Source organism: Streptosporangium minutum (assembly GCF_002149035.1).
GTDB lineage: Bacteria > Actinomycetota > Actinomycetes > Streptosporangiales > Streptosporangiaceae > Streptosporangium > Streptosporangium minutum.
Window position 1 is genome coordinate 1 of sequence record NZ_NGFP01000002.1, and the last position, 26533, is coordinate 26533.

Here is a 26533-nt window from a genome sequence, read left to right on the forward strand (position 1 = left end):
CGTACGGCGCCGCCTACGCCCTGCAGGAGCTGCTGACCATCAAGTCCGACGACGTGCTGGGCCGGGTGAAGGTCTACGAGGCGATCGTCAAGGGCGAGAACATCCCCGAGCCGGGCATTCCGGAGTCGTTCAAGGTCCTCATCAAGGAAATGCAGTCGCTGTGCCTGAACGTCGAGGTGCTCTCCAGCGACGGCATGTCCATCGAGATGCGCGACACCGACGAGGACGTCTTCCGCGCCGCGGAAGAGCTCGGCATCGACCTGTCCCGGCGTGAGCCGAGCAGCGTCGAAGAGGTCTGACGGTCCCCATGCGCGACCTGCGGGTGCCGGCCCGCTGCCTGCCGGGTCCGGCGGCCGGGGCATGCCGGGCCCGCAGGGGCCCGTCGGCAGCGTGGCCAGCGAGGAATCACCCGTTCAGGTCACCGGGCCACGGCCAGGCGGTAGTTCTCGTCCGTGGTGAGGAGGTTCCGGTGGGTGTCCTCCGCGGTGATGACGCCGTCGTCCAGGACGAGGACCCGGTCGGCGGCGTCCAGGAGGGCCGGGCTGCTGGTGATCACGATGGTGGTGCGGTTCCGGCGTAGCTCCGCGATGTTGCGCGCGATGAGCTGTTCGGTGACCGCGTCGACCGCTGTCGTCGGGTCGTGCAGGACCAGGATGTCGGCGTCGGCGGCGAGGGCGCGGGCCAGGGACAGCCGCTGGCGCTGCCCGCCGGAAAGGTTCGCGCCCCGGTCGCGGACGCCGTAATCGAGTCCCTCGCGGTGGAGGGCGACGACGTCGGTCAGCATGGACGCCTCGACGGCCTCGGAGACCATACGGCCGGCGCCCGCCGGGTCGATGTTCGTGCGGAGAGTGCCCGCGAAGATCTCCCCGTCGTACGGGTTCACCAGCATGTGCTCGCGGACCGCCTCGATCGACAGGTCCGCGATCTCCTGCCCGCCGACCCGCACCACCCCCTCATACGTGTCGGGCGGGACGTTCACGGCCAGGATCGACGCGAGATCGGCCGCCGCGCGCGGCTGGTAGACGGCGATCGCCACGAACTCGCCGGCGGGCACGTGGAACTTCAGCTCGCGCAGGGACCCGTACCGGACGCTGTCGACCTCCAGGTCTCCGCCTGCGGACGGGCGCCCCTGCCTCGGGGCCATCACTGGAGGCGCGGCCAGCACCAGCGCCATCCGCTCGGCCGACGCGCGCGCGATCATCACGTACTTCGGCATCTCCGAGAACAACCTGAGCGGTTCCATGATGAACTGCGCCAGCCCCACGGCCATGACGAGCTGCCCGATGGTGATCTGTCCGTTGAACGCCAGCCAGCCCGCCGTCAGGGTCACAGCGGCGGCGAGGATCGCGTTGAGTGCCAGCGCGGTGCCGGCGTAGGCGCCGTTCACCTTGGCGACGGTGATCGCCTGGCTTTTCGCCTCCGTGCTGACCTTCCGGTAGGACAGGAACCCGGCGTGGTTGCCGCCGAAGCCGTGCAGCGGGCGCAGGCCGGTGATCAGGTCGGCGACCTTCGCCCCCGCCCGCGCCACCCGGGCCTGCTGCTCCCGGGTGCTGGCACCGATCCGTCTGGACATCACGCTCAGGATCGACAGGATCGCGACGGTTCCCACGATCACCAGCAGGCCGAGCTGGACGCTGGCCATGCCCAGCGCGACCGCTGTGATCAGCACCGCGACCAGCGAGCTGATCAGCAGCGGCACCACCTCGATGATGTCGGCGGTCTGGTCGGCGTCCTCGGTGGCGATGGTCAGGACCTCGCCGGACTTGAGATCGACGTCCCTGGCCACCGGTTGGAGCCCGCAGGCCGCGACCCGCACCCGCCAACGGTGTGCCTCGGTCGTGTTGGCCTTCTGCAGGATGCGCATCCCGAACCGCCACGACAGTGACACGGTCGTGATGATCACGGCCAGCGCGGCGATCGACAGGGCGAGGGAGCCGGTGCTGCGGTCCCGCATCGTGTGTTCGACTATCAGGCCGAGTGCGATGGGGAAGGCGGTCTCGCCGGCCTGGTACATGCCCATGAGGACGGTGCCCCAGGTCATGGCGCCCGCGTTGCGCCGCAGTGCGGTCCGGAGGATGTCGGGCCCCGTGCGGGGCCTCTGCTTGTCAGGAGTTGTCATCGAGGTGTCGGGCAATCGCTTCCGGGGTTCGCAGGGTGAGCAGATCACGGATGGTGATCACGGGACCGTACTCGCGGCGGAGCAGCCCGATCAGCCGCACCGCCAGCATGGAGTGCCCCCCGAGGGACATGAAGTCGCTCACCGCGCTCACCTCGTCATCATCCAGGTCCAGTGCCTCGGCGAAGAACTCGCACACCACGGTCTCAGTCTCGGTCATCGGGCCGCGCTCGGCCGACGTGGTCAGCGCGCCCAGGGGTCTGGCCTCCGGCAGCGCCTTGGCGTCGGCTTTCCCGTTCACTGTCAGCGGGATGGCATCGACGTGGGCGTAATGCGTGGGGCGCAGGTAGTCCGGCAGCCCGGCGCCCACCTCGGTGGCGACCGTCGCCAGGTCGGAGCCGCCCAGTACGAGGTAGGCCGCCAGCCGGAACGCCCCGTCGACCTGCGGATCGGGTTGGGCGACCGCGGCGGCGAACCGCACCGCCGGGTGTGCCTCGAACGCGGCCTCGACTTCGCCCAGCTCGACCCGGTGCCCCCGGATCTTGACTTGCTGGTCGGTGCGGCCCAGGTACATCAGGTTCCCGTCGGGCCGCCGGAGCACGAGGTCCCCGGTGCGGTACATGCGCTCGCCGGGTTCGCCGAACGGGCACGCGACGAACCGGTGCGCGGTCTGGCCGGGCTGCCCGAGGTAGCCGCGCGCGATGCCGATACCCGACACGTACAGCTCACCGGGCACGCCGTCCGGCACGGGCCGCAGCCACGGGTCCAGCACGTACACGTCGGTGTTGTCGATCGCCACGCCCACCACCGGGTCCTGGCACTCGAAGGTGCCGACGCCGAGGGTGTTGATGGTGTACTCGGTGGGTCCGTACAGGTTGTAGCCGACTGTCCCCTCGGTCTCGGCGAGCCGACGCCACAACGTCGGGGTGACCGCCTCACCGCCCAGCAGCACCAGCGCGGGTCGCCGCGCGGGGTCGTCGAGCAGCCCCTCGGCCACCAGCTGCTGGGCGTAGGTGGGGGTCACGTTGATGACGTCGATCCCGTGCTCAAGGCAGTACTCGACCAGCCGGGGCGCGTCGCGTCGCAGCTCCTCGTCGCAGATGTGCACCTCGTGGCCGTCGGCGAGCCACAGTAGTTCCTCCCACGACATGTCGAACGCGAACGACACGGTGTGCGCGATCCGGAAGACCCGGTGGGCGTGCTCCACCAGCACCGGCTCGAAGATGCGGCGCTGGTGGTTGATCAGCATGTTGGTGAGCCCGGCGTACTCGGTCACCACACCCTTGGGCTTCCCGGTCGATCCGGAGGTGTAGATCGTGTACGCAGGGTGCCGCAGGCGGGCCGGGTCGTCCGGCGCGAACGTCACGAACGGCTCGGCCTCGGGCAACGGGCGGTCCAGCTCGATCAGGTCGCCGGTCAGCCGGGGAGAGACGGCGCTCACGGTGAGGATCACGTCCGGGCGGGCGTCCGCGACGATCGCGGCGATCCGCTCGTCCGGGTGGTCCAGCTCCAGCGGCACATACGCGGCGCCGGCGCGCAGCACGGCGAACAGCGCCACGATCGAGTCGAGAGAACGCGGGATCGCGAGACCCACGGTCGTCTCAGGGCCGATGCCGCGCTGGACGAGCAGACCCGCCACCGCGCGACTACGGTCCCGGAGCTGGGCGAACGTCATGGTCCGGCCGTGGGCGACGAGCGCGACCCGCTGTGGGCTGCGGTCCGCCGCCTGGTCGAACCGGTCGACCACGGTGTCCGTGCCGACGTCCGTACGCTCGGCCGGCTCGGGCTCCGGCCCCAGACCCCGCAGCGCGCCCACCGGCCCGGTCGAGCGGGCCAGGTCTCCGAGCACGCGCAGGTAGTCGTCCAGGAGACGACGGGCGCGCTCCGCGTCATCGTCGCGGTACTCCAGCTTGACCGTGAGCCGGTCGCCGGGCGTGACGACCCAGGTGAACGGGTAGTGCGTGGAGTCGTCGGCCCGCACCGCGGTGATGCCGTGCCTGGCGTTCATCCTGGCGAACGCGTCCATGTCCAGGAAGTTCTGGAGCACGAACAGGTTGTCGAACAGGGTGTCGTGCCCGCTGGCCCGCTGGATCTCGCCGAGCCCCAGGTGCTCGTGCTCCATCGCCGCGACTCTGTCCGCCTGCACGGCGGCCAGGTACTCCCGCACCGTGTCATCCGGCCGTGCCCGCGTCCACATGGGCACGGTGTTGAGCAGCACGCCGACGATGTCGGACAGGCCCTCGCCTTGTCGACCGGAGACGGTTACGCCGAACACGGCGTCACTCCGGCCTGTGTGCGCGCCCAACAGCAGGCCGAACGCGCCGGTCAGCACCGAGTTCAGCGTGACAGCGTGCGTCCTGGCCGCTTCTCGCAGCAGTTCCGACTGTTCGGCGGACAGCGTGTGCACGAGTACGTGCGGCGGATCGTCCGGAAGTGACGGCGACGGTCCGGCGAGCAGCGTCGGGCCCGGGAGGCCGGTCAGGTGCTCGGCCCAGAAGCGTTCCGACACGGAGAAGTCCCTGGCGTCGAGCGCCCGCGCGTAGTCCTCGAAGCTCGGCGTGGCCGGGACCGGGGCCGGCGGTTCTCCCGTGACAACGGCCTGATAGGCGTCGAACAGGTCCCGCAGCACGATCTCGCGTGACCAGCCGTCCCACAGCAGCAGGTGGTAGCTCAGCAGCAGGCCGTCGCGGTCGCCGGGCAGGCGCACCACGGTCAACCGGATCAGCGGCGGCTCATCCAGGTCGAAGCCCGTGTCGCGGTCCTGGGCGCGCAGGGCTTCGACTTCCGCGTCCGTCGACAGTACGACCGTGCGGACACCGACCCGCCGGCCCGCCGCGAGGACCTGGACCGGGTTTCCGCCGGCGTCGGTGCTGAAACCGGCGCCCACGACCGGGTGCCGCGCGATCACGTACGCCATCGCCTCGGCCAGGGCGTCGGTGTCCAGCCGCCGGTCGAAGGCGAAGTAGTTCTGGGCGACGTAGTGCCCGGCCGAGCCCGCCAGCTGGGCCTGGAAGAACAGGCCCTTCTGGAGCGGGGTCACGGGTGCCGTCCACTCGGCCGTCGCGGAGGCGTCCGCGATCCGCTCCAGCGCGCGCCGCCAGTGCTCGGCAAGCTCGTCGGGGATGCCTTCGGCGAGGGTGAAGACCGCGCGCAGGCTTCCGGTGGCCGCGTCGATCCACGCGTTGACCTCGACAGCGTACGGGCTGCCCTGGTCACCGCCGGCGATGTGCAGCGCCTGGGACTCGCTGCCCCGGCCGAGGTAGTTGAACAGCACCTGTGGGCGCGCGTTCAGCAGCGGTGCCGTCTGCGGGTTGAGGTACCTGAGCTGGCCGTAGGCGACATGCCCGCGCTCGTCCGGCTGGCGTTCGGCGACCTCGCGCGCCGCCGCGACGGGGTCGGTGTGCGCCGTGAGCCGCACGGGCGCGACGGAGGTGAACCAGCCGACCGTGCGGGTGTAGTCGTGGTGCCCGAGCACCGGGACCCGGCCATGCCGCTCCAACTCGATCGCGAGATCGGCAGGCGACGGCTGGATGTGCGTCAGCGCGGTCCGCAGCGCGCCGCACAGCAGCTCGGTGAGGCCGACGCCCAGTACGGCGGGCGCGGTACGCGTCACGCGGGCGGTCAGCTCGGGCGCGATCTCCACAGTGGTCTCGCGCAATCCCTCGATCACGGGCAGCAGCACGGGCGCCTCGAGCGTGGTGACCCAGTGCCCGAGGTCGTCGATCACATGGGCGGACCGGGCCGTCAGCGCGTCGGCGTACTCGGCGTAGGACGTGGTCGGCGGCGCCAAGGGCGCCCCGCGCATGGCGGCGGCCAGGTCGTCCAGCAGGACCAGCCAGGACACCGAGTCGACGGCGAGGTGGTGCACGGTGACCACGAGGGTCCGGCTCGCCGCCAGCCACGAGAACGCGACCACCTCCCCGGACTCGGGATCGAGCCGTCCGGCGTCTCCGTCCGCCACGGCCGTCGCGTCGGTCGCGTCCGTCCGGACGACGGTGACCTCGCGGGCGGGTTCGGTGCGCAGTGCCCACACCCCGTGCTCGACGCGCAGCCGCAGCCGGAGGGCCGGGTGTGCGGCCACGACGGCGTTCGCGGCGCGCTCGGCATCGGCGAACCCGGTTCCCTCGGGTGCCGCCACTGTCCTGGCCTGGGCGAACCGGGCGAGAGAGCCACCCAGTTTCCGTTGGCGCAGGATGATCGGAGTCGGTGCCAGCGGGCCGTCCTCGCGGCGGGCGGGCGCCGACGCCGTGGTCTGCGGCGTGCGCGCCTCCAGGTGCCCGGCGAGTGCGCGCGGCGTCCTGAACAGGAACACGTCCCGTGGGGCGATCGGCAGGCCGAGCGCCCTGGCCCGGTTGACCACGGTGATGGCGACGATGCTGTCGCCTCCGGCCCTGAAGAAGTCGGTGTCGCCGTCCGCGTCGCAGCCGGGTAGCGTCTCGGCGAAAATGCCGACCAGTGCGGCAAGCGTGGAATCACTCGCGGGCACCGGGGTGTCGTCGTGCGCGGCGCGCTCGCTCAGGGCCTGCCGGTCCAGCTTGCCGTTGACCGTCAGCGGCAGGGCGTCGACCCGCAGCACCCGGCCCGGCACCATGTGCGCGGGCAGCTTCGCCGACAGCGGGCCGGTGACGTCGCCGGGCACCCGACCCACGACGTGCGCGACCAGGTGATCGCCGCTGTCGGCCACGGTGACGGCCACATCGACCACGCCGTCGAGTTCCCTGACCGCGGCCTCCACCTCGCCGAGCTCGATGCGGAAACCCTTGAGCTGCACCTGATCGTCGGCGCGGCCGGTGAACTCCAGCTCGCCGCCGAGCGTGCGGCGGGCGAGGTCGCCCGTGTGGTACATCCGGGAGCCGTCGCCCGCGAACGGGTTCGCCACGAACCGGCTCGCGGTGAGCTCCGGCCTGCCCAGGTAGCCGAGCGACACCTGGTCGCCGGCGACGTAGATGGCGCCCACCCGGCCCGGCGGCACCGGCCGGAGCCGGTCGTCGAGCAGGTAGGTGACCAGGCCGGGGATCGGGCCGCCGATCGGGCTGACGTCGTCGCCGGAGACGAAATCCTCGTCGGTCAGCACCCGGTGCGTGACGTGGACGGTGGTCTCGGTGATGCCGTACATGTTGACCAGCTCGGGCGAGCCGGTGCCGTGCCGCTCGACCCAGCCGCGCAGCCGCCCGAGATCCAGCGCCTCGCCGCCGAAGATGATCCGGCGTAGCGATGTGAGCGGTTCGCCGGCGTGCCGGTCGGCCTCGATGAACTGGTAGAACGCCGACGGGGTCTGGTTGAGCACGGTCACTCCGCGCTCGCGGACCAGCCGGTGGAAGTCGACAGGGGAGCGGGTCAACCCGTACTCCGGCACCAGCAGCTCACCGCCGTGCGCCAGCGCGCCCCACAGCTCCCACACCGCGAAGTCGAAGGAGTAGGAGTGGAACTGGACCCACACGTCGTGCGGACCGAAGTCCATGCCGGGCCGGGTGTTCGCGAGCAGCGTCACCACGCTGGAGTGCGGGACGACGACACCCTTGGGCCTGCCGGTCGATCCGGACGTGTAGATCACGTACGCCGGGTCGTGCCAGCCGACCTCGGGCGCGGCGGTGGCCGGCGGCGGCTCGTCCCCCGGTACGAGCAGGTGGGCCGGCACGCCCGCCCTGGCCGACAGCTCCGTGAAGCGGTCCCGCTGTTCCCGGTCCACGAGAACGACCTGCGGGGCGGCGTCAGCGAGGATGTACTCCAGCCGTTCATCCGGGTACGCCAGATCCAGCGGCACGTACGCGCCGCCCGCGGTGACGATCGCGACCAGGGCGACGACCTGCTCGAGGGAGCGCGGGACGGCGACGGCGACCCGTTTGCCCGGTCCGACCCCGGCCGCGCGCAGCGCCGAGGCCAGCGCGTTCTTCGCGTCTGCCAGTTCGCCATAGGTGAGCGACCGGGTGCTGCCGTCGAGACCGCACTGGGTGACGGCGACGGCGGCCGGGTCGCGGTCCGCGGCGGCGTCGAACAGTCCGCCCAAGGTCGTCGGGGTGATCGGCGCGGGGTGTCCGGCGCCGTCGGGCACCGGGTCGTCCGGCCGGGTGAGCAGGCCGGTCAGGGTCCGGGTGAACGTGCGCAGGATCGCCTGGGCGTGCGTCTCCCGCAGCAGTTCGCTGTCGTAGATCAGGTTGAATCGCGGCCGGCCGTCGAGCGTGCGCTCCACCACGAGCGTCAAAGGGTAGTGCGGGGCGCCCTCGTTCACGATGTCGGTGATGACGAACTCGTCGCCAGGCCTCCGCAGACCGTCCACATCGGTCGCGACGTCGAACACCACCAGGGTGTCGAACAGGGGACCGCCACCGACCTGGCGGCCGATCCTGGTCAGGGAGACATGCTGGTGCGGCAGCACCGCGCTCTGGTGTTCCCGCACCGAGGCGAGCAGTTCGCGCGCCGTGGTGGTGCCGTCCCATCGGGCGCGCACGGGGATCGTGTTGATGAGCAGGCCCACCATGTCCTCGATGCCGGGCACATCCGCGTCACGCCCGGACACCGTGGAGCCGAACACCACGTCCTTGCCCTGCAGGACGCCGCCCAGCGTCACCGCCCACGCGCTGTGCACGGCGACGCTCAGTGGCACACCCGCTGACCGGACGGCCGCGTCGATGCCGTCATCCGGCTCCACGGCGGTTTCGGCGAACCGGTCGGACGGGGTGTGCCCCTCGGCGACCAGCGAAGGGCCGGGCAGGCCGGCGAGCTGATCGCGCCATACCCGGTCGCTCTCGTCGTCGTCGCGTGCGGCGAGCCGGCGCACGTGGCCGGGGAAGTCGCCCTGCGGGTACACGGTCCCTGGCGCGTGATACTCGGCCAGCAGCGCGCGCAGCATCGGGGGCACCGACCAGCCGTCGGCGATGATGTGGTGCACGGTCTGCACCAGGACGTTCCGGCCGGCCCCCGTGCGGATGAGGGTGTACCGCATCAGCGGGCCGGCGGCCAGGTCGAACCCGGCGCGGCGATCCCGCTCGGCGTAGTCGCGGATCTCGTCGCCGGTGATGCCGGGGCGCTCCAGCGTGGTGAACGGCGCCTCCACACCGCTCTCCAGCACCGAGACCACGCGGCCGTCGGCGAGGGCCGTGAACCGCGCGGCCAGGTTCGGGTACAGCGCGAGCAGCCGGGTGGTCGCCGCCGCGAGCCGGTCGGCGTCCACATCGCCGTCCAGCGTCAGTATCTGCTGCTCGACGTAGCTGCCCGCCGAGCCGTCGTCGAAGACCGAGTGGAAGTACAGGCCCTCCTGCAGCGGGGTCAGCGGCAGGATGTCCCGCAGCGCCGGGCCGTCCAGGGCGTCGACATCGGCCTGTGTGAGAGACACCGCGCCGAAGTCGCTGGGGGAGTGGCCGCCGTGGTCGAGCGCGGCCAGCCCTGCCAAGGCCTCCCGGAAGTACTCGCCGATCGTCGCGATGTCCTCGTCGGCGAACACTCCGTCCGGCCACGAGATGGTGGTGACCAGCTCGTACTCGCCGGTCGCGCCGGGTTCGGCGATCGCGTTGAACTCCAGGGCGCGCGGCAGGCGCATCCTCGGGTCGCGCTTCTCTCCCAACTGCCCTGTGGCGCCTGCGAGCCGCCAGTCACCGGACGCGCCCGCGTCGAAGCGGCCCAGGTAGTTGAACAGCACCTGCGGGGCGGACGCGTCGAACCCGATGCCGGCCAGGTATCGCAGGGCGCCATAGGACACGCCGTTGCCCGGCATCCGGGCGAGGTCTTCCTTGACCGACTTGAGCGCGGCGGACAGGTACTCGGGGGTAGTGAGATCGGCCGCCGCGCCAGGGTCCACGGTCACCGGGAACAGCGTGGTGAACCAGCCCACGGTCCGCGACAGGTCCGGCTCGAAGCCGGCGGCGCCCGCCACGAACCGTCCTTCGCGGCCGTGGCCCTCGAGTTCGATGTGCGCGAACGTCTGATCCTGCCCGAGACCGCGGCGCCACCGGGCGAGGGCGACGGCGAGCGCGGTCAGCAGCACGTCGTTGACGCCCGCGTGGAACCTCGCGGGAATCTCACCCAGCAGTGCGGCTGTGACCTCCGGGCCGACTGAGACGGCCCGGACCCTCTCGCGCGCGACGGTGTCGGATCCGGACAGCGGACGCCTGCCCAACGGCCCGTCCGCCTTCGGCAGGGGACGCTGGAAGTAGTCGCGGTCCATGTCGAACGCCGCGCGCTCAAGCAACTGTGTCCAGCGCCGGAACGACGTGCCCACCGGAGGCAACTCGATCGGCGTGCCCGAGGTGAGCTGCCGCCACGCCGTGGCCAGGTCCTCCATCAGGACCCGCCATGACACGCCGTCGATCACCACGTGATGGACGACCATGACCAGTTGTCGTGCCTCGCGCCGCCAGACGGCACGGAGCATCACGCCGTTGTCCGGGTCGAGCCCGCCGGTGGCGAGCTCGACGCACTCGCCGAGCGGCCGGTCGCTCTTCTGCCACCCCGCGACGGCCTGGTCCGCCTCCGGGATGTCGAAGCCCCAGCGGGCGCCGCGCACCAGCTTGGCGCGCAGCATGTCGTGCCGCCTGACCACGGCGGTGAGCATCTCGTCGAGGGCGTCGGCGGTCAGGTCCGCCGGGGTGTTCAGCACCACCGACTGCACGAAGCCGTCGATCGCGTCCGTGCTCTCGCCGAGCCACTGCACGATGGGCGCCCCTACGACGGAACCGGTCGCGACATCCTCGCGGTCCACGGGGGAGACACCGTCACGGCTCGCCGCCGCCGCCAGCGCCCCCACGGTGCCGTTGGCGAAGATCTGCGCCGCCGTGACGTGGAGGCCCGCGTCGCGCAGCGCGCTCAGCAGCGAGATCGCCAGAATGCTGTCTCCGCCGAGTCTGAAGAAGTTCTGGTCGACACCGACCTCGTCCAGCCGTAACACCGACGCGACCGCCGCGCACACCACGCGCTCGTTCTCGGTGGTGGGCGGGACGGACGGCCCCGCCTCGACCGCCGGCTCCGGCAGCGCGCCCCGGTCCAGCTTGCCGTTCGGAGTGAGCGGGAACTCCCTCATCACGACGAAGCGCGCGGGCACCATGTACTCGACCATGTGCTCGACGGCCCACGCCCTGACCTCGTCCGCCCGCAGGTCCTCGCTCCCGGCCACCGGGATCACGTACCCCACCAGGTATGTGCCGCCCGCCGCGTTCTTCTTCGCGACGACACAGGTATGCCGTACCCGGGGGTGCTCCGCGAGACCGACCTCGACGTCCTCGATCTCCAGCCGCATGCCGCGGATCTTGATCTGGTTGTCGGCCCGGCCGAGGAAGTCCAGCGACCCGTCCGGGGCGAACCGCGCGAGGTCACCGGTCCGGTACAGCCGGGACCCGTCCCCGGCGAAAGGATTCGCCACGAACCGGGATGCCGTCAGGCCGGGCGCGTTGACGTACCCGCGGCCCAGGAGGAACCCGCCCACGTACAGCTCGCCGCCGACACCGACCGGGACCGGGCGCAGCTCCTCGTCCAGCACGTACAACTCGGTGTTGGGGTTGGCCCTGCCGATCGACGTCGACAGGCGTTCCGCCGCGCCCCGGTAGATGACGTGCGAGACACCGATCGTCGTCTCGGCCGGGCCGTAGCCGTGGTACATGGGGATGTCGAGCCGGGTACGGAACCGTTCGTACAGCTCCGGGGTCAGCACCTCGCCGCCGCACCACACGTGCCTCAGGCTGTCCAGCCGCCCGGAGTCGCCCGCGATCTCCAGCAGCACGTCCAGCATGGACGACACCAGGTACGTGAAGGTGACGCGCTGCTCGGTGATCACGCTCAGCAGGTGGTGCGGGTCGCGTTCGCCGCCCGGCCGCAGGACCACCAGCCTGCCGCCGCACACCAGCGGCAGGAAGATCTCGTTGATGGAGATGTCGAACGACAGCGGCGCCTTGAACAGCGACGCGTCGTCGGGGCCGAAGCCCAGGATCTCGTCGACCTGCCACAGCAGGCGCTCGCTGATCGCCTCGTGCCGGATCATCGCGCCCTTGGGCCGCCCGGTCGAACCGGACGTGAAGATCACGTATGCCAGGGCGGGGCCGGGGACGGCCACCTCGGTGTTCTCGGTGGGATACGGGCCGAACCGCCACTCGTCGAGGTCGACGGCCACGGCTTCCGGTTCACCCGCGTCGTGCTCGCCGGAGTCGTTGAGCTGCACCACGACCCGGGCGTCGTCGATGACGACCGCTCTGCGCGCGGCGGGCCAGTGCGGATCGAGCGGCACGAACGCGCCCCCCGCCTGGAGCACGCCGAGCAGGCCGATCACCATCTCGGCGGAGCGCCCCAGCGAGACGCCGACGACCTGTTCGGCGGTGAGCCCGCGTTCGATCAGGTGGTGGGCCAGCTGGTTGGACAGCTCGGCCGCCTCACGGTAGGTCAGGGACCGATGTTCGTCGACGATGGCGACGGCGTCCGGCCTGGCGCGAACCTGCTCACGGAACATCTCCACGATGGTCGGGCGGATCCGGTCGGCCTTGTTGTCGTTCCACTCGGCCAGGGCTTCGAGCCGTGCCGGCACGCTGGAAGGGCCGATGGTTCCCACGGGCCGATCCGGGAAGTCGGCCAGGTCGTCCAGTGCGAGCTGCGCGTCGGTCAGCACGACGCCTTCGGGGACGGTGATGCTCCGGCCGTCGGCGCCGACCTCCCAGCCGCCGACCCCCTCCCCGCCGTTGTCGACCCATCCGAGGACGTCGGCGAACAGGGTGCCGGAGGTGAGGTCGAGGCTGCCGGGGCTCTGACCCGTCGCCCAGTAGGCCAGCCCGATGGCGCACGCTCCGGTGATGGTCCTGTCGGGATATTCGCCGGTCCGCCGGCGCACATCGGCCAGGCGCGAGGGAGAAAGCAGTGCGAGACGAGGGCTCGGTTCCATCATCGAAGACTCAGTCGCCCTTTCAGGTATGAAAGTCAGCCAAACCTAATTGAATTCCTCAACTGCCTTCTTGCCACGCGCGCCACAGCCGCGCGTACCGGCCGCCCAGAGCCACCAGTTCCTCGTGGGTGCCGTGCTCCACAACGCGTCCCGCGTCCAACACGGCGATGCGGTCCGCCGCCATCGCCTGGGTCAGCCGGTGCGCCACGAACAGCGTGGTGCGGCCCAGGCACACGGCCGACACGGCCCGCTCCAACTCGGCGGCGCCCTGGCTGCCCGCCTCCGCGGTCGACTCGTCCAGCACCACCACCGGCGACCGGCCCAGTACCAGCCGGGCCAGGGCGATCTGGGCGACCTTGGTGCCGTCCAGGCGCTCGCCGCCCTCGCCGACCATGGTGTTCAGCCCATCGGGCAGGGCCGCGACCCACGTCTCGGCGCCGGCCGTACGCAACGCGTCCATCAGCTCGGCGTCGGTCGCCTCCGGCGCGGCCAGCCGCAGGTCGTCGGCGAGCGGACCGGAGAACACGTGCGTCTCCTGCGTCAGGATGCTCACCAGGGCCCGTACCCCGGCCTCGTCCAGACCGGCGAGGTCGGTCGACCCGACGCGCACCGACCCGGCCTGAGGGGTCCCGATGCCCGCGATCAGCGCGGCCAGGGTCGTCTTGCCCGCGCCCGTCGCCCCCACCAGCGCGAGCGAACCGCCCGCCGGGATCACCAGGTTGACGTCCCGCAGGACCGGCTGCTCGGAATCGGGATAGCCGAACGTCAGCCCCTCCACCGTCACCGGGTACGGCCCGGCGTCCGCCGGGGCGACGGCCACCCGGCCCACCAGCCTTTCCTCCGTGGCCTCGCCCAGCACCCCGACCAGCCGGGTCAGACTCGCGCCCGACTTCTGCGCCTCGTCGAAGGTGAACATGATGGCGCCCAGCGGAGTGAACAGCCGGTGGAACAGCAGTGGGGCCACCGACGCCTCACCCAAGGTGACGGCATCGGCCTCCAGCAGGACGTAGCCCACCACGATGATCAGGACCAGCCCGATGAACTCGGCGCGGTTCTCCCTGCCGACGAACCGGCCGAAGAACCGGAACACTTCGACGCCGAGATCGCGCACCCGCCACGACTCGCGGGTGACCTGCTCGCGGAAGGCGTCCTCAAGGCGGTACGCCCGGACGGTGTCGATCCCGTTCAGGCCACTGATCAACGCCTGCGCGCGATCGGCCTGGGCTTCCCGCTGCTTCTGGTAGAGCGGTGCGGACCGGGGGAGATACCAGCGGAGGGCCAGCGCGTAGGCGGGCAGCGCGCCGGCACCCGCCAGGCCGAGCCGCCAGTCCAGCCCGAACATGCCGACCGTGGCGATGACGACCAGCACTCCCGCCGAGAACACCGTGGGGACGGCCGTCCGGATGCCCTTGGACACCACGGCCACATCGTCACCGACCCTGGACAGCACGTCGCCCCGGCCGACCTGCTCGATCCGCGCGCTCGGCATTCCCAGCACCGCCTGGACGGCGCCCTCCCGCAACCGCGCGAGCAGATCCGCGCCCAGCCGCCCGGTCAGGTACGTCGACGCCGCGGCGGCCGCCGAGCCGAGCAGCGCGGCGGCCACCAGCAGCGTCCCGATCGTGATCAGGATCGACTGCGGTTCGCCCCCGACCACCCCGTCGACCACCCGGCCGAGCAGGAGCACCGGCAGCACCTGGAACGCCGCCCCGGCCACCGTGGTGAGCACGGTGGCGGCCGTCAGCCATGGCACCTCGCGGGAGTGCGCCGCGACCCATCGGGCGGCCTCGCGTCCGGTCGCCGTGCGCAGGATGGCCGGGGCGACGCGCGTGTCGGCGGTGCTCACGCCCGGACCGCGGCGGGCCGGGGACGGAACACGTCTGCGGGCATCTCTAGCCGGCCGACTTGACGAGTTCGTCGATCGCGTACGGCAGGGACAGCAGGGTGCCCTGCGACATGGCCGCGCCGATCGCCGGGCCCTCGCTGTCCAGCAGGTACGACACCTTGCCGTTCTTGACCGCGGGCAGGTTGGCGAACAACTTGAACTTCTTCAGCGCCTCCTGGTCCGCCTGGTCGGCGATGACGAAGATGCGGTCGACATCGATCAGGTCGATGCGCTCGGGGGACAGCACGGTGTAGAAGCTGCCGCCCGCGAGCTTGTCGATCTCCGTCGCGCCCTTGAAGCCGATGCCCGACACCAGTCGCCCGCGCACGTCGGTGGTGGTGAACGGCGCGACCGAGTTCTTGTACCAGGACACCGCGACGGCGGTCCGGTCGGCGAACTCCGGGTGCGCCTTGCGGGCCGCGTCGAGCTTGTCCTGGATGCCCTGCACCAGCTTGGCGCCCTCGTCCGCCTTGCCGAGCGCCTTGGCGATGTGAACCGCGTTGTCCTGCCACGGCGCGCTGAACGGCTCCTTCTCGCCCTTGGTGCGGCCCACCGTCGGGGCGATCTTGGAGAGCCGGTCGTAGGCGGCCTGGTCGATCTCGGAGTAGACCGCGATGATCAGGTCGGGCCGCAGGGCGGCGATCTTCTCATAGTTCGGGCCGGGGTCCCCGTTGTTCATGATGACGTCGGGACGGGTGTCCCCCCACTTGTCCTTCACCCACGGCCACTGGGTGTTGACGTCGGGAGTCTTGCCCGGCGGGTTCGGGTACTGGTCGACCATGCCGACCGGCTTGATGCCGAAGGCCAGGATGGCCTGGTCGTCGGTGTAGCCGACGGAGACGACCCGCTGGGGGGCCTTGGGGATCTGCGTGGACCCGAACGCGTGCTCCACGGTGAGCGGGAACGCGCCGCCCGTGGTGGCCGCGGTGTCGCCGCTCGGCTTGTCCGCCGAGCCGGAACCGCATCCCGCGAGGAGGCCGGCGCTGAGGGCCACAGCGGACAGTACCGCCGCGAAGCGCCGCAAGGTCTTCGTAACTGTGGTTCGGTGGGGGGGCATCCAGAATCCCTTGCTTCCGTGCAATCGGCTGCAACCCTTTATGAGGAGCAGGAAAACCGTAGCACGCGGGAATTAGGTGAGGCTAACCTTGCTTGTGGCGGGCCGGACACGGGTGCGGCCGATCGGCACGATGGGTGGCCGGTCGCTCACCCGGTCGCCGATGGCCCCGTGCGGCATCGTGACCCCCGCGCATCCCGGATCGTGCGGGTCGAGCCCCTCGCCCACGTCCTTGGCCGTGAGCTCGGGGATGTCCTCGCTGCCCGGCACGACCGTTCCCCCGGCGGGTTTGAGCGGCCGCCCGCCTGTCCTCACATCCCCCTTCGGAGGTTCGCCCTCACCAGCAGGTAGACGAGGAAAGGGCCGCCGATCGCGGCGGTGACCACGCCGACCGGGAGAGTGATCGGCAGCGCCGTACGCGCCACCAGGTCAGCGCCGATCAGCAGCAGCGCGCCCAGCAGCCCGGAGGCCACCAGCGGCGGCGTCGGATACCGCGCCAGACGCATCGCCACCTGCGGCGCCACCAGTGCGACGAACGGGACCGGGCCCGCCGCGCTCACCGCCACACCGGCCAGCAGCACCGCGCACAGCAGCAGGACCGCCCGCACCATCGAGTACCGGACGCCCAGTCCCGCCGCGACCTCGTCGCCGAAGTGCAGCGGCCTGAGGTGGAACGCGACGCACGACACGACGGCCAGGAGGGCGAGCGTGCACCACAGCGCCACCCAGACCTCCTCCCACGACCGGTTGTCCAGCGAACCGACCAGCCATGCCTGGGCCCGGGCCACGTCCCGGATGTCGGCCGTGACCAGCAGCCAGGCCGTGATCGCCTCCATCACGGCGCTCACCGAGATGCCGATGAGGATGAGCCGGAGGCCGTCGATCCCGCGCCGCCAGGCCAGGAAATACACCAGCAGACCAGTGCCGAGACCGCCCGCGAGTGCCGCGGCGGACAGGCCCACGGAGCTGACGATCGCCGCGGCGGCCCCACCCGACACCGTCACCAGGAACACCGCGACCGCGCTCGCGCCTCCGGTGATCCCCAGGATGTCCGGACTGGCCAACGGGTTGCGCGCGACGGACTGCGTGATCGCCCCGGACACCCCCAGCGCGACCCCCACGATGAGCCCGGCCAGGGCGCGCGGCATCCGCAGATCCATGATCACGAACTCGTCGACCCGCTCACCCCGGCCGAGGAGCGTGGCGATCACCTGTGGCAGGCCGATGGGGAAGTCCCCGAGGCCGATGGACAGGCAGAACACCAGAAAGGCCGCCGCCGCCAGCAGCAGCGTGACGAACACCATCCATGGCCGCCACACGAACGACGCGTAGCCGAGCCGCACGCCCGGAGCCGACGACTGCTTCACCGCTGTCTTGTTCATACCGTCTTGAACTTTCCGCGCCACACCAGCGCCGCGAAGAACGGGGCGCCGACGAGAGCGACGACGACGCCTGCCTGCAACTCGCCCGGTCGTGTCACCACGCGCCCCACGATGTCACAGGCCAGCAGGAGGACCGCGCCGAGCAGACCCGCGCACGGCACCAGCCAGCGATAGTCCGGTCCGGTGAGATACCGGGCCACGTGGGCCACCATGAGCCCGAGAAACGCGATGGGGCCGCATGCCGCCGTCGTCGCGCCCGCCAGCAGGGTGATGGCGACGATGCCGACGGTCCGGCTCAGTGCGATGTTCACACCCAGCCCTCGCGCCATGTCGTCACCCAGGTTGAGCAGATTGATGGCGGGCAGTGTGGTCGACGCCAGCACCAACCCGGCCACGATGAACGCGGACACCGGCCAGATGACGTCGAATTCGACACCGGCCACAGAGCCCGCGTTCCAGAACCGCAGCGCGTTCAGCGAAGCCTGGTCCGACAGCGCGACCGCATTGGTCATCGCCGCCAGGAACACCGCGACCCCCTGCCCGGCCAGCGCGAGCGTCAACGGGCTGCCGGCGCCCCTGCCGAGGCTCGCCAGCCCGAACACGACGACACCGGCGACCGCCGCCCCCAGGAAGGCGAACCAGACGTATTGGTATGGATTGGTGAGCCCGAACAGGAGGGTCACCGACACCACGGCGAACGAGGCGCCGGAGTTCACCCCCAGCAACCCCGTGTCGGCGATCGGGTTACGCGTGTATCCCTGGATCAACGCCCCGCTGACCCCCAGGGCGATGCCCGCCACGACCGCGAGCACGGTCCGGGGCACCCGTACGGTCTGCACGATGAGCGTGATCTCGGTGAGCCGCTGGTCGGAGCCCGGCGCCGCGAACAATCCGTGCCACACCTCCGCGAGACTCAACGCGCGTGCGCCGACAGCCAATGACACCGCCCCCGTGACCAGGAGAATCACCACAAGCGCGCCCAAGCCCACAACCCGCCGCCAGCGGGCCACTGTGGCCTCGGACGCGGGACGTTTCCCCACAGTCGTACTCATCGACGTACGTCATCCCTCTGATCCACCGGGAACACGCGGCCAGAGGGGCCGTCACGAGCCTCATGAGGAAACCCCATGTCCCGCCTCGGCGCCGACCGGCTTCGGACATGTCATCCGAGAAGACACGCCTGCCGTCGCCTCGGACTGTCCCGAGGAGACGACTCCGCCTCCGGCCGCCGCGCGCTCCGCCTTCCCGAGACCGCCTCGACCGGAAACGGCCCGGCCGGGGCGGACGGTCGGGACATGGTGAGCGGCCGCGGCTCGCGTGTTCTCCGAACCCGCCATTTCGATCAACAAATTTAGGTAAGTCTATCCTTAGCTTCTGTTCGGCGGTAGGGACGGAGGAGGACCGCGATGGAGAACATCTTCGCCCGGTTCGGGTGTGCAGGTGAACCCGGTACCGACGAGTTCTGGGCGGCGGCGGCGGGGGCACCCGCGTTCATATCCGCCGGCGACGGCGGCGGCTGGACGACCCTGTTCCTGTGGCGCGGGTCCCCGGCGAGCATCGGCTTCGAGAGCTGGTCGGAGCCGGTCCCCCTGCGCCGGTGGGGCGGTACGGACTGCTGGTACGCCGAGGTGGTCATGCCCGCGCGGCTGCGGGTGACCTACCAGTTCCTCACGGACGACGCGGCGTACGCCGACCCGCTCAACCCGGCCGGTGCGGGCGGTGACCGGTCCATCGCCGCGACCCCGGACGCCCCTGCCCAGCCGCACTGGCCTGCCATCGGCGCGGACGACGTCCTGCCCCTCCCTCGCACCCGTTTCCGCTGGTCCAGCGAGAGGCTCGGCGGACGGCGCACTGTGCGAGTCCACCCGGCGGGCGGTGGCGGGCCGATGGTCCTGCTGCTCGACGGGGACGACTGGCTGTACCTGCACCCGGCCGTGACCGCGTTCGACTCGGCCGTCGCCCACGGCGAGATGCCCGCCGTCACGCTCGTCTTCCTGCCTGCCCAGGCCAGGGACGCCGAATTCGGGTGCAGGCCCGAGCTGTGGGAGGCGGTCCGGGACGAACTGCTGCCGCTGGTGGCCGAAAGCGGCGTACCCGTCGACCGGGACCGGCTGGTGGTCGCCGGGCAGAGTCTCGGCGGACTGAGCGCGATGTACGCGGCACTGGAGTTCCCGGGCCTGGTGTCCGGTGTCGCGTGCCAGTCGGGGTCGTTCTGGTGGACGCCCGACGCCGTGGACCTGGCCGACCCCATGGGCGGCCCGGCCGGCGGTGCCGTCGCCGCGCGCTTGCGGGAGCGTCCCGACCTGTCCGGTCTGCGGGTCGCGTTCGACGTGGGGGAGCACGAGACGCGGATGCTGCCGCACTGCGAGCTGGTCGAGACCCTGACCGAACAGGCCGGTGCGACCGTGCGGGTTTCACGCTCGGCCTCCGGCCACGATCGAGCGGGCTGGCGACACGCCCTGCTCAGGGATGTCGCCTGGGCGCTCGCCTAGCGCTCGGCCGTCAGGCTGCATCGGTGAGAAGGGCTCCGGTGCGCGCCCGGCACTCGTGCGGCGCGATGGCCGAGCTGTGGTAGCCGGTCAGCGTCACGAGCCGAGGAGCGCGTACGGACAGCGGGAGCTACCTCACGGTCTCACGCCTCTGGGGAACCCGGTCCAGCGCAGGTCGGCCGGGAGATGGCTCATGTCGTTGAACATCACGATCGTGGGCGGCAGGGCGTCGCGGTACTCGATGACAGTCAGCGCGGTGTTGGCGCTGTTCAGTCCGAGCCACCGGGACGGCGGCGCGTCCAGTGCGTGCCGCACCAGCCACGCGATCGGATAGGCGTGCGTCACCAGGACCTCGTGCGTGTCGGGCCCGGCCCCTCCCGCGGTGGTGTCGGGGACCTTCGCGAACCGGGCGACCAGGGCCTCGGCGATCCTCTGGCCCGAGGCTGCCTCGGCGTCGTCGTAGCCGTCGAAGAAGCCGGTCCAGGACGGAGGTGTTTCGGCCGCGCCGGGAACGTAGGGCACGTGGTCGACGAGTTCGGCGGCCTCGGTCACGGGCACGTTCGGTAGATGCCGGGCGAGTTCGTGCGCGCTCGCTACGGCGCGTGGTAGCGGAGAGTGCCACACGGCGTCGACCGGTATGCCGGCGAGCCGTTCGCCCAGCAGGCCAGCCTGCCGGTGCCCGATGCCGGTGAGCTCCCCGAACGCGTCGGCCGCGCCGTGGCGTGCCAGGTAGAGGTGTCGTGTTGCCATAGGTGGTCAGGGGTGCGGTGCCCGTGCGGGCCCGCTTCCCCTCTCCTTTCGATCCGTAGGTGCGGGTTCGGTGGCGGAACGCTTGGGCGGGGCCGGTTCCTGGTCTGGCGGAGGCCGTGCGCGGCCGGGCGGCGCGACCATCGTCAGCGGACGGGACCCGTGCCGTTGCGACTGCCGGCATGCTTGCCACGTCGGCGGCGTGCGCCTTCCGGCGATGACCCCTGGCCGGGGACGGAAGTGATCAGTCACGCGTTCGTCGCCGTGACGGTGCCGGTGGTGCCGTCGACGGTGATGACGGTGTCGTCGTGGAGCCTGCTCGTCGCGTTCGGGATGCCGAGGACGGCGGGGATGGCGTGCTCGCGAGCGACGATCGCGGCATGGGAGAGCACGCCTCCGGTCTCGGTGACGACGCCTGCGGCGATGCGCAGCAGCGGCGTCCAAGCGGGGTCGGTGAAGGGGCAGACGAGGATGTCACCCGGGCGCACGCGCGCGAAGTCGCCGGGACCGCGGATGACCCTCGCGGTGCCGGTCACGGTCCCGCGGCTGCCCGGTGTCCCGGTGAGCGTCGCGGCCGGGGCGTCCGAGGCGCTGGAAGGCGACGCCGGCGGTGGGAGCGCGGCGGTGACCGGCCGTGCTTGCAGAACCCAAATGCGGCCGTCGACGATCGCCCACTCGATGTCCTGCGGCCCGCCGAATACGGCAGCGATCTCCTCGCCCAGCTTGGCGAGCCGCGTGGCGGTCGCGTCGTCGATCGTCGGTTGGTCCCGGGCGGAGGTGGGCACGTCGCGAATGACGAGCTCCGTGCCGCGCCGGTCAAGGCGGGTCCGTTTGTCCGCGACGGTGCGTGTGACCGACCCGTTCTCGGCGACGCGGTAGGCGTCAGGGGTGACCGTGCCACCGACGACGCTGGGGCCGAGGCCCCAGGACGCCTCGATCCCGGTCGCGTCATCCGGGCCCGCGGGTGTGAACATGACCCCGGATACCTCGGCGTCCAGATGGCGTTGGACGATGACGGCCATCACAGGATCGTCGGAAGGGCGGCCGTCGCGGCCGCAGGCACCCCGGTAGTCGATGGCGCGGGGGGAGAACAGCGAGGCCCAGCAGGCACGTACGGCATCGGCGACCTCGCTGACTCCGCGCACAGCGAGAAAGCTCTCGTGCTGACCGGCCGCCGACGCCTGAGCGGTGTCTTCGCCTGCTGCCGATGACCTCACCGCCACGGGCGGATCGCCGAGCTCGTCGAGTGCGCGTCCCAGTGCGTCGATCACGGTGGCGCGGACCGGGCGGGCCTCGACCGTCCGCCGCGCCGCGTCAAGATCGTCCGACTCGCCGGTGAGTCGTGCGAGGTCCAGGTCGCGGACAGCGTCGAGGTAGGCGGCGAACGGGACGACGAAACCGTCGGGGACCGGCAGACCCGCGCGGAGCAGCGCGCCGAGTGCGCCGGCCTTGCCCCCGCAGGTATCCGCCACAGCCTCCATGAGGGGAACGATCATCCACCCCTGCCTTTCAACGAAATGTTGACGATGCGTTGCCGATTGTGGATCATTACTTGTATGCAACGCAAGCAGGACATCGCCCAAAGCATGCACGCCGACCACGCCCAGGCCCACCGGGAGCAGGACGCGCGCGCGCGTCTTCTGGACCTGGGCGCAGACGCGCTCGACGCCCGTCCGTGGCAACCCTCGTCCGTCCCGCCGTCGGCGGTCGACCTCACGCGGTTCGCCGTCTGGCGCTCCGCCGACCTGGACCCGGATGACATCCTGGGCGCGCTCGCTCTCCTGCCCGCCGCGCGCGCCGAGGTCGAAGGTGTCGAAACCGCCCTGCTGTTCACGGCCCGGAGCGCGGGACTGACCTGGGCGCAGATGGCGCACGCGATGGGGTTCAACTCCCCGCAGGCGTGCCAGCAGCGGTACACCCGCCTGGTGACACGACAGGACGCCGACTCGTGACGCGGGACTCTCCGCACGACCTCCTGGTCCTGCACGCCGTGCGCATCACCGGGTTCGCGGACACCCCGGTGATCGCTCATCGGTACGGGCTCGATGCGGCCGAGACGGAAGAGGCGCTGCGCGACGCCGAGGCACGTGGGTGGGTTGGGCACACCGCCTTCGCCGGCACCGGAGGCTGGTCGTTGACCGAATCGGGCCGAGTCGAGAACGAGCGCCTGCTCGCGGCCGAGCTCGCACGCGCCGACGGCGCCGACGAGGTCCGTGACGTCTACCGCGAGTTCCTCCCGCTGAACGCCCTCCTGCTGCAGGCCTGCACCGACTGGCAACTCCGGCCCACCGCCGGCGATCGGCTCGCCGTCAACGACCACTCCGATCCCGCCTGGGACGCCAGGATCCTCCACGAGCTCGCCGGCATCGACCGCGCCCTCCTGCCCCTCGCGGGCAGGCTCGGGAGCGTCCTCGCGCGGTTCCGCGGATACGACACGCGATTCACCGCGGCCCTGGCTCGCGCCCGAGCCGGGGAGGGCGCCTGGGTCGACCGCACCGACGTCGACTCCTGCCATCGTGTCTGGTTCGAGCTCCATGAAGATCTCATCGCCACGCTCGGCCTCGACCGGCACGCGGAACCCTGAACCCATGCTCCGCCGGCCCTCGCCCGACGGTCACCTCGCCGTCAGCCGGGACCCGGTAGACGCCGGCCACCGGCGGATGCCCGCCCCTGTTCTTGCCGGTGGGGATGGCCTGCTTGCGGGCGGTGGGTACGGCGAGGACCTCCAGGCGGGCCGTACGGCGGTGTCGCCGCCGTCGGCCCGTGGCGCGGACCGGCCCCCTCGCCGGCTGAGTGCGCTGATCGGCCGGCTCAGCGGACGCGGTCGTAGACCATGGCGATCTCGCCCAGCTCGCCGGTCTCCTGGTGGGTGAGCGTCCACTTCGAGGCCGGCAGGCCGTCGTCGAACAGTCGCCGCCCACCCCCGGCGATCTCGGGGAAGATCATGAGGTTCAGCCGGTCGAGCAGGTCCGCCGACAGGAGCGGCTTGATGATGCTGGCGCTGCTGTTGACGAGGATGTCGCCCTCACCGGTGGCCTTGAGTTCGGCGACGACGTCGGCGGCCGGGGCGTTCACCACGCGGGTGCGTTCCCACGGCGCTTCGGTCAAGGTGGTCGAGAAGACCACCTTTTCGGTGTCGACCAGCCACTTCGCGTATCCGCGATCACGCGGATCGGCGTTCTCGTCTTCGGCGACAGACGGCCAGTACCCCAGGAATCCCTCGGCATTGATGCGGCCGAGCAGCGCCGTCGTCGCGCCCTCCCAGATGCCGGTCATGTGGTCTCGCGCGACCTCGCTGGTCACATACGGGGCGAACGCCCCGAAATCGCCGGGCCCGCCGGGGCCGTTGTAACGCCCGTCGAGGGTGAGGCTCAGGTTCGCGGTCACCCTGCGGCCGGTCGAGCTGGTCATTTCGTGCTCCTTTTATTGGTGTCGTGCTCGGTGTCGTGCGAGTCCGCGGCGAGGGTCGCCGCGAGTTTGTCGAGGCTCTGGCCGAAGCCGATCTCGATGCCTGCGATGAAGTCCGCGGAGTCGACGGTGCTGTCGGTGATCCGGTAATGGACGTCGAGGTCGGTGCCGGTGCCGGTGGGCCGCAGGCCCATATCGACGTGGGCGGTGAAGGCGAGGCCGCCGCCGGGAAGCAGTGGGGAGAGCCGGTAGGCGAGGCGCTCACCGGGGCACACGTCGTCGACGACCCCCTCCGCGCGCCCGGCGACCAGGTCGGAGCCGTCGGCGTCCTCGGCATCGCGGTACTCATGGAGGATCCGCCCGCCCGGTCGCGCCTCGAAGACGAGCTCGGAGACGCGGAGGTCGTCGGGTGTCCACCACCGGGTGAGCAGGGAGGTCTCGGTCAGGTGGCGCCAGACCAGCTCGGGGCGCCCCGCCAGCGACCGGAGGAACCGGAACGAGCGGCCGTCGGCCCACCCCGGCTCTGTCGCGGCGAGCCGCTCTGCCTGGAGGCTGTGCCCATAGCGGTTGTAGGTCCCGCGCGGGCCGCCGGCCTGGTCCGCGGTGTCGGCGAGCCGGCTGAGCGCAGCCGCCAGGTCTCGCAGCGGAGCGGACCGAAGCGCGTAGACGCGGCGCTGGCCGGCGCGCTGGGAGGTGACGACGCCGGCGCGCTCAAGGGTCTGCAGGTGCTTGGTCGTCTGCGGCTGGCGCGCCCCGGTGAGCTGGGCGAGGACACCGACCGGCCGGGGCCGTTCGGCCAGCAGGTTCACGAGCCGCCAGCGGGCCGGGTCGGCCAGTGCGGTGAGGAGTGCGTCCATAGGAGCAAGTATTCCTGATGAAGAATATTCGTGTCAAGGAATAAATGCTGGATCGGTCGGCCCGGCTCGGGGCCGACCGGCCCCGAGCCGGACCCATCGTCACCCGGCCTCTCCAGCCGTCATGCGAGGCGAGCCGGGCGAACGGTGTCCGGCGGCGAGGCAGCCGCGAGGATCGGGCAGTGTGCCCGTTGCCGGGCGATCACGTTCGCTTCGGTGCTGGAGCGGAGGGCGACCAGCCGGTACGGCGGCGCGGTCAGCATGGCGTCCGACATCGCCATGACAGATGCGGCCGGCCACTCCGATGAAGGTCCGGGCTGTCAGGAGGCGTTGGTCCGGAAGGCGGAGCGGTAGGACTGCGGCGTGACGCCGACGACGCGTTTGAACCGCTCCCGGAACGCGGTGGGCGAACCGAAACCGGCCTGTGCGGCAATGCGCTCCACGCCGTGGTCGGTGGTCTCCAGCAGGAACTGCGAACGCCGTACGCGGGCTCGCAGCAGCCACTGCAGCGGGGTGGTGCCCGTCTGCTCCCGGAAGCGGCGGCTGAAGGTCCTCTCGCTCAGCCCGCTGCGCGCGGCCATCTCTGCCAGGGTCACCTCCTGGGCCAGGTTGTCCTCGATCCACGACAGCACCGGCTCCAGCAGCGAGCCCTGCGGTACCGGCGGCTGGGCGTGCACGATGAACTGCGCCTGCCCGCCCTCCCGTTCCAGCGGCGTCACCGACAGCCGGGCCAGGTCCGCGGCGACCGCCGAGCCGAGGTCGCGCCGGATGATGTGCAGGCACAGGTCCAGGCCGGCGGCGGCCCCGGCCGAGGTCAGGATCTGGCCGTTGTCGACGTACAGCACGTCCGGTCGCACATCGACCAGCGGGAACATCGTGGCCAGCCGGTGGGCCGCCGCCCAGTGCGTGGTCGCGCTCAGCCCGTCCAGCAGGCCGGCCGCGCCCAGGATGAACGCTCCCGCGCAGATGGACGCGATCCGGGTGCCGGCGGCCGCTGCCGCGCGCAGAGCGTCGAGCACCTCCTCCCCGGGAGGGGAGGCTCGCTCCGAACAGCCCGGCACGACGATCGTGTCGGCCTGCCGCAGTGCCTCCAGGCCGTGCGGGGCGATGAGCGTGAAGGCCTCGCTGACCACCTGCGGTGTCGCCGCACAGACCTGGACCCGGTACGGGCGGCGCCCGTCCGCCAGTCGGGCACGCCCGAACACCTCGATCGGGGTCGCCATGTCGGCCGCCACCACATGGTCCAGAGCCAGGACCGCCACCGTGTGCATGGGGGACACGGTAAAGGAGAGCTCGCCAGCCACGGACGAGCGGTTCAGAGGGTCGGTGCGGCCATCTTCGCAGGCAGCGTCGGATGGCGAGAACCCGTTGGAAATTGTCGATCCAGCTCATGGGGCCCGGCGGCCGGTCGGCCTAGCCTTGCGCTGCGAGATTCCGAGCATATGGAGAAGGAGCGGTATCCGATGCACGCGTAGTCCGTCTTGTCCGACGGTTCCGACCTGCTGGATGTCATCGCCCCCATGAGGTCCCGCACGCCGCGGGGATGGCCACCGACGGCGCGGGGACCGCCGAACCGGTCACCGCGGAAGGCGTCTGACCAGGGCGCCGAAGCGGGCCGGCCAGGTCCGCGCCGGCTGGAACCGGGCGTATCTCCACCGTGTCCGGACGCCGTCAACGCAACGTGCACGTTCTCCATGTCCGGACACCGTCAATCCAACGTGCACGTTCGCAGAACGGATCACC

At 71.3% G+C, this 26533-nt stretch carries 16 protein-coding genes; 4 read left to right on the plus strand and 12 right to left on the minus strand.

Annotated elements, in window-relative coordinates:
• On the plus strand, positions 1–299 hold a 299-nt coding region (locus CA984_RS00435; protein WP_133061493.1), incomplete at its 5' end, for a DNA-directed RNA polymerase subunit beta.
• Between the two features lie 119 nt (positions 300–418).
• Here CA984_RS00435 and CA984_RS00440 read toward each other — a convergent pair.
• From CA984_RS00440 to CA984_RS00470, 7 genes are all read right to left on the minus strand, one after another.
• On the minus strand, positions 419–2119 hold the full coding sequence (locus tag CA984_RS00440; protein WP_086566792.1) for an ABC transporter ATP-binding protein: 1701 nt from the start codon (positions 2117–2119) through the stop codon (positions 419–421).
• Positions 2106–12974 (minus strand): non-ribosomal peptide synthetase, encoded by a 10869-nt coding sequence (locus CA984_RS00445; protein ID WP_086566548.1) that lies wholly within the window; start codon positions 12972–12974, stop codon positions 2106–2108. The genes CA984_RS00440 and CA984_RS00445 overlap by 14 nt, the downstream gene beginning before the upstream one ends.
• 55 nt (positions 12975–13029) lie before the next feature.
• A complete protein-coding gene (locus CA984_RS00450) occupies positions 13030–14817 on the minus strand; it encodes an ABC transporter ATP-binding protein (protein WP_086566551.1) in 1788 nt (595 codons plus the stop codon).
• Between the two features lie 46 nt (positions 14818–14863).
• Positions 14864–15913, minus strand: a complete 1050-nt coding sequence (locus tag CA984_RS00455) for an iron-siderophore ABC transporter substrate-binding protein (protein WP_086566554.1) — start codon at positions 15911–15913, stop codon at positions 14864–14866.
• A gap of 72 nt (positions 15914–15985) precedes the next feature.
• The gene (locus CA984_RS00460) at positions 15986–16180 is read right to left on the minus strand and encodes a hypothetical protein (RefSeq protein WP_086566556.1); all 195 of its coding nucleotides are present in this window, start codon (positions 16178–16180) and stop codon (positions 15986–15988) included.
• A gap of 41 nt (positions 16181–16221) precedes the next feature.
• Entirely contained in the window at positions 16222–17292 is a 1071-nt protein-coding gene (locus CA984_RS00465; protein ID WP_086566559.1) for a FecCD family ABC transporter permease, read from the minus strand.
• Positions 17289–18344, minus strand: a complete 1056-nt coding sequence (locus CA984_RS00470) for a FecCD family ABC transporter permease (protein WP_086566562.1) — start codon at positions 18342–18344, stop codon at positions 17289–17291. Before CA984_RS00470 ends, CA984_RS00465 begins: the two co-directional genes overlap by 4 nt.
• A 354-nt stretch (positions 18345–18698) precedes the next feature.
• Here CA984_RS00470 and CA984_RS00475 point away from each other — a divergent pair, with 354 nt between their 5' ends.
• Positions 18699–19784 (plus strand): alpha/beta hydrolase-fold protein, encoded by a 1086-nt coding sequence (locus CA984_RS00475; RefSeq protein ID WP_086566564.1) that lies wholly within the window; start codon positions 18699–18701, stop codon positions 19782–19784.
• A gap of 132 nt (positions 19785–19916) precedes the next feature.
• On the opposite strand, the gene CA984_RS00480 is transcribed toward CA984_RS00475, so the two are convergent.
• Entirely contained in the window at positions 19917–20531 is a 615-nt protein-coding gene (locus tag CA984_RS00480; RefSeq protein ID WP_086566567.1) for a histidine phosphatase family protein, read from the minus strand.
• 245 nt (positions 20532–20776) lie between these two features.
• Positions 20777–22024, minus strand: coding sequence for a PEP/pyruvate-binding domain-containing protein (locus CA984_RS00485; protein WP_086566570.1), 1248 nt, complete (start codon positions 22022–22024; stop codon positions 20777–20779).
• A gap of 60 nt (positions 22025–22084) precedes the next feature.
• Between CA984_RS00485 and CA984_RS00490 the strand changes: the two genes are divergently transcribed.
• The gene (locus tag CA984_RS00490) at positions 22085–22480 is read left to right on the plus strand and encodes a DNA-binding protein (protein ID WP_086566794.1); all 396 of its coding nucleotides are present in this window, start codon (positions 22085–22087) and stop codon (positions 22478–22480) included.
• Positions 22477–23112: a transcriptional regulator gene (locus CA984_RS00495; protein WP_086566571.1), complete on the plus strand. Its 636-nt coding sequence runs from the start codon at positions 22477–22479 to the stop codon at positions 23110–23112. Before CA984_RS00490 ends, CA984_RS00495 begins: the two co-directional genes overlap by 4 nt.
• Positions 23113–23339: 227 nt before the next feature.
• Here CA984_RS00495 and CA984_RS00500 read toward each other — a convergent pair whose 3' ends face one another.
• The 3 genes from CA984_RS00500 to CA984_RS00515 form a co-directional block, all read right to left on the minus strand.
• A complete protein-coding gene (locus CA984_RS00500) occupies positions 23340–23939 on the minus strand; it encodes a dihydrofolate reductase family protein (RefSeq protein WP_086566574.1) in 600 nt (199 codons plus the stop codon).
• Positions 23936–24793, minus strand: coding sequence for a metalloregulator ArsR/SmtB family transcription factor (locus tag CA984_RS00505; RefSeq protein ID WP_086566578.1), 858 nt, complete (start codon positions 24791–24793; stop codon positions 23936–23938). Before CA984_RS00505 ends, CA984_RS00500 begins: the two co-directional genes overlap by 4 nt.
• A 317-nt stretch (positions 24794–25110) precedes the next feature.
• Entirely contained in the window at positions 25111–26061 is a 951-nt protein-coding gene (locus CA984_RS00515) for a GlxA family transcriptional regulator (protein WP_086566583.1), read from the minus strand.
• Positions 26062–26533 lie beyond the last annotated feature (472 nt).

Coding starts and splice junctions, on each gene's coding strand:
- CA984_RS00455 (WP_086566554.1), bottom strand. CDS start 15,913: ATGCCCCCCCACCGAACCACAGTTACGAAGACCTTGCGGCGCTTCGCG.
- CA984_RS00445 (WP_086566548.1), bottom strand. CDS start 12,974: ATGATGGAACCGAGCCCTCGTCTCGCACTGCTTTCTCCCTCGCGCCTG.
- CA984_RS00505 (WP_086566578.1), bottom strand. CDS start 24,793: ATGGACGCACTCCTCACCGCACTGGCCGACCCGGCCCGCTGGCGGCTC.
- CA984_RS00480 (WP_086566567.1), bottom strand. CDS start 20,531: ATGGCAACACGACACCTCTACCTGGCACGCCACGGCGCGGCCGACGCG.
- CA984_RS00475 (WP_086566564.1), top strand. CDS start 18,699: ATGGAGAACATCTTCGCCCGGTTCGGGTGTGCAGGTGAACCCGGTACC.
- CA984_RS00440 (WP_086566792.1), bottom strand. CDS start 2,119: ATGACAACTCCTGACAAGCAGAGGCCCCGCACGGGGCCCGACATCCTC.
- CA984_RS00465 (WP_086566559.1), bottom strand. CDS start 17,292: ATGAACAAGACAGCGGTGAAGCAGTCGTCGGCTCCGGGCGTGCGGCTC.
- CA984_RS00490 (WP_086566794.1), top strand. CDS start 22,085: ATGCAACGCAAGCAGGACATCGCCCAAAGCATGCACGCCGACCACGCC.
- CA984_RS00485 (WP_086566570.1), bottom strand. CDS start 22,024: ATGATCGTTCCCCTCATGGAGGCTGTGGCGGATACCTGCGGGGGCAAG.
- CA984_RS00500 (WP_086566574.1), bottom strand. CDS start 23,939: ATGACCAGCTCGACCGGCCGCAGGGTGACCGCGAACCTGAGCCTCACC.
- CA984_RS00515 (WP_086566583.1), bottom strand. CDS start 26,061: ATGCACACGGTGGCGGTCCTGGCTCTGGACCATGTGGTGGCGGCCGAC.
- CA984_RS00470 (WP_086566562.1), bottom strand. CDS start 18,344: ATGAGTACGACTGTGGGGAAACGTCCCGCGTCCGAGGCCACAGTGGCC.